The sequence below is a fragment of the Streptomyces sp. FH025 genome (genome assembly GCF_017427025.1).
Lineage (GTDB): Bacteria > Actinomycetota > Actinomycetes > Streptomycetales > Streptomycetaceae > Kitasatospora.
Map to the genome: position 1 here is coordinate 1 of NZ_JAFLNG010000794.1, position 3,200 is coordinate 3,200.

3 protein-coding genes are annotated in these 3,200 nt (G+C 74.7%); 1 reads left to right on the forward strand and 2 read right to left on the reverse strand.

Features of this window, described 5'->3' with window-relative positions:
- The coding region (locus J0670_RS33940) for an MFS transporter (RefSeq protein ID WP_207816169.1) at positions 1-1,345 on the forward strand (1,345 nt) is incomplete at its 5' end.
- On the opposite strand, the gene J0670_RS33945 is transcribed toward J0670_RS33940, so the two are convergent.
- Both J0670_RS33945 and J0670_RS33950 read right to left on the reverse strand, forming a co-directional pair.
- A complete protein-coding gene (locus J0670_RS33945; protein ID WP_207816170.1) occupies positions 1,263-1,640 on the reverse strand; it encodes a hypothetical protein in 378 nt (125 codons plus the stop codon). The two genes, J0670_RS33940 and J0670_RS33945, sit on opposite strands and share 83 nt — an antisense overlap.
- A 165-nt stretch (positions 1,641-1,805) precedes the next feature.
- Complete coding sequence (locus J0670_RS33950) at positions 1,806-3,026, reverse strand: SUKH-4 family immunity protein (RefSeq protein ID WP_207816171.1); 1,221 nt, start codon at positions 3,024-3,026, stop codon at positions 1,806-1,808.
- Positions 3,027-3,200 lie beyond the last annotated feature (174 nt).

Here is a 3,200-nt window from a genome sequence, read left to right on the forward strand (position 1 = left end):
CTTCCGCACCCTCTTCACCGCCACCGCCCTCGCCCAACTCGGCACCAACGTCGGCTACGTCGCCGTCCCCCTGATCGCCGTCGCCGCCCTCGACGCGGGCCCCGGCCAGGTCGGCCTGCTCGCCACCCTGAGCACCCTGGCCTTCCTGCTGATCGGCCTGCCCGCCGGCGCCTGGGTCGACCGGATGCGCCACCGTCACGTCCTGATCGTCGCCGACCTGGTGAAGGCCGCGCTCTACGCCTCCGTTCCGCTCGCCTGGTGGCTCGGCGGGCTCACCCTCTGGCAGTTGTACGCGGTCGCGCTGCTCGCCGGCGGCGCGACGGTCTTCTTCGACATCGGCTCGCAGAGCGTGTTGCCCGGACTGGTCGGCCGCGAGCACCTGGTGGACGCGAACGCCGCCGTGGTCGGCCTGATGGCGGTCGGCAACGTCGCCGGACGCGGTGCGGGCGGCGCGCTGGTCCAACTGCTGACCGCGCCGCTGGCGATCGTCGCGACCGCGCTCAGCCACCTCGCCTCCGCCCTACGGCTGACCGCGCTGCACCGCACCCCGGTCCCCGCACCCGCACCCCGGCCCGCATCGGCACCCGCACCGTCCCCCGGCCTGGGCGCGCAGATCGCCGAGGGACTGCGGCACGTCCTCGGCAACCGGGAACTGCGCGCGCTCGCCGTCACCGCCGCCCTGAACAACCTCGGCTCGCAGCTGGTCAACACCCTGCTACCGCTCCTGTTCGTGCGGGAACTACGGCTCTCGGCCGGGGCGTTGGGCCTGTTCTGGGCGGCGGGCGGGGCCGGCATCCTGCTCGGCTCCCGCTGTGCCCGCCCGATCGCCGCCCGGTTCGGCGACGGCCGCACCCTCGCTCTGGCGGGCCTGTGCCTGGCACCCGCCGGACTGCTGGTGCCGCTGATCGGCGGCGGGCCGTGGCTGCCCCTGGCGGGGGCTGGCTGGCTGCTGGTGTCGCTCAAGACCGGGATGGACAACGTGCTCGGGGTGAGCCTGCGTCAGCGGACGACCCCGGACGCGCTGCTCGGCCGGATGAACGCCACCTTCCGCTTCCTGCTCACCGGCGCGCTCGCGATCGGCTCCGCGCTCTCCGGACTGTTCGGCGAACTCCTCGGCCCCCGGACCACGCTCTGGCTCGGCGGGGCCGTCCTCGCGACGGCCTTCCTGCCCGTCTACCTGTCCCCGCTCCGCACCCGCCGCCGACCGCCCTCAGCGGTACCGTCCACAGCAGTACCGGCCCAGGCCGCCCCGACGACCGCGCCTACCAGCGCGGAGCGCTGTGCCCCGGCTGCCAGTCCAGTCCCGGATCCGGGCGCGGGCGGAGGACACGCACCAGCGCGGTGACCGACCAGACGATCGCCGTCAGCAGCACGTAGAACAGCAGCAGTGCCCAGAACGGGGTGGTGGACAGGCTCCGGTCCTCGAACCGGCACCACGCGTCCGGCGGCAGCCAGGAGGCTCCCGTCTCCAGCAGCCGCCCGCCGCCCGACACCAGGCCGTGCTGGCAGCGTTCGCCGTAGTCCAGAGACCGCGCGTACAACAGGCCGTACAGCGCGCCCGCCCCGGCGAGGGAGAGGACGGCGGCGATGCTCAGGAGCATCGCCCGTCTTCGCCCGGCCGCCGTACGGATGTTCGTCACCGAGGCAGCGTACCGGCGCGACACGCCCGGAACGGCCGGATCGCGGTCCGGACGCGGAGGGCTCAGGGTGCCCGCCCCCGCCACGCGAAAGTCACCCACGGTCACTCATGGCCATCCGCAGTCACCTGCGGCCACCAGGTGGTCACCTGCGGGCATCCGGGGTGGTCACCCGAGCAGGCCGCCCATGTGCCCGTCCTCGGCGAGCAGCCGCCAGGAGCGGCCGGGCGAGGAGAAGGCCTCCGGATCGACGGCCTCGACCAGCCGGTCCACCACCGTGCTCAGCAGCGACTGCGGGTCGAACACCGCCCAGGTGCCGTGGCCCCGGCCGTGATCCCGGTCGTGGTCCCGGCCGTGGTCCCAGCGCTCCCACTCGGCGCGCAGCCGCTCGTACGTCCACAGCGCGTAGAGCAGGGCGGACAGGTCGCGGTTCAGGTAGGCCTCGGGCTGGCCGTCGTCGTACCAGTCCGGCAGTTCGAGCCGGCCGGTGGCGCCGTCCAGGGCGATCGTGAGGTCGGTCGGCCAGTCCCCGAGTGCGAGGAAGTCCCGCTGGTAGGGGCGCTCCTCCTCGCCGTCGAAGTACTCCGGGTACGCCTCCGCCATGGTGACCAGCGGCTCCTCGCACACCCCGAACATCGCCCCGCCCAGCGGCAGCCCGACCTCGGTCAGCAGCCGTCGGGTCGGCGCGTGCACCAGGGAGGCGGGCAGCTCCTCCGGCCGGAAGCGGTGCACCAGGCCCGTGCCGCCGTCCTCGTCCGTGAGCGCCGCGAGCTCGGCCACCAGCTCCGCGCCGACCTCGTACGCGGGCCCGTCCGGCCCGCCCGGCAGCGCGCCCCAGCCCAGCGCCCGGACCAGCAGCGCCGTTCCCCAGTGCGCCGGCGGGGTCGCGGCCCGCCCGAACAGTCCGGGGTCGAGCTCCCGCATCCGACGCTCGGCCCCCGCCATCACCTCGGCCACCACCGCCGGTCCGCGCCGTCCGTCCAGGGCCTCCGGCCGCCGCGCGGCCTCGCCGACCGCCTCCACCTCCCGTACCAGCGCGGCCAGCGCGGCCAGGTCGGAGGCCAGCAGGTCCTGCTGCGGTCCGCCGTTGCCCAGGAACACCTCACCGGTGTTCCCGTCCAGCAGCACCAGGGTGCCGACGGCGGCGAAGGGCGTGCAGTAGTCCGTCTCACCGAGGACGAACAGCCGCTCCGCCCCGCTGGGGAAGGCCTCCGGAAAGGCCTCCGGGAAAGCCTCCGGGAAAGCCTCCGGAAAGGCCTCTGGGAAGGCCCTCAGCGATCCGCCGTCCAACGCCCCGAAGTCGAGGAAGGCACCGGCGGTCGGCAGCCCTTCGCGGGTCAGGAACTCCCGGCTCCCCGTGTGCACCACCCCGCCCGGCACCCCGACCATCCGCGCGCACCTCATGTGCCCCACCCTTCCCGGCTCCCCCTGACCCACCAGACCCCCAGACCCTAGCGGGCCCGCCCGACAACGGCGCCGCCGCGACCCGCCCCCACGACACCCCTACGGCAGCGCCGCCTCGTCGACGTTCCAGTGCTCCGGCAGGTCCGCGTCGCAGAACAC

What these genes read in the sequence shown, in the direction of transcription:
- J0670_RS33950 (WP_207816171.1), bottom strand. Translation starts at nt 3,026, where the DNA reads ATGGTCGGGGTGCCGGGCGGGGTGGTGCACACGGGGAGCCGGGAGTTC.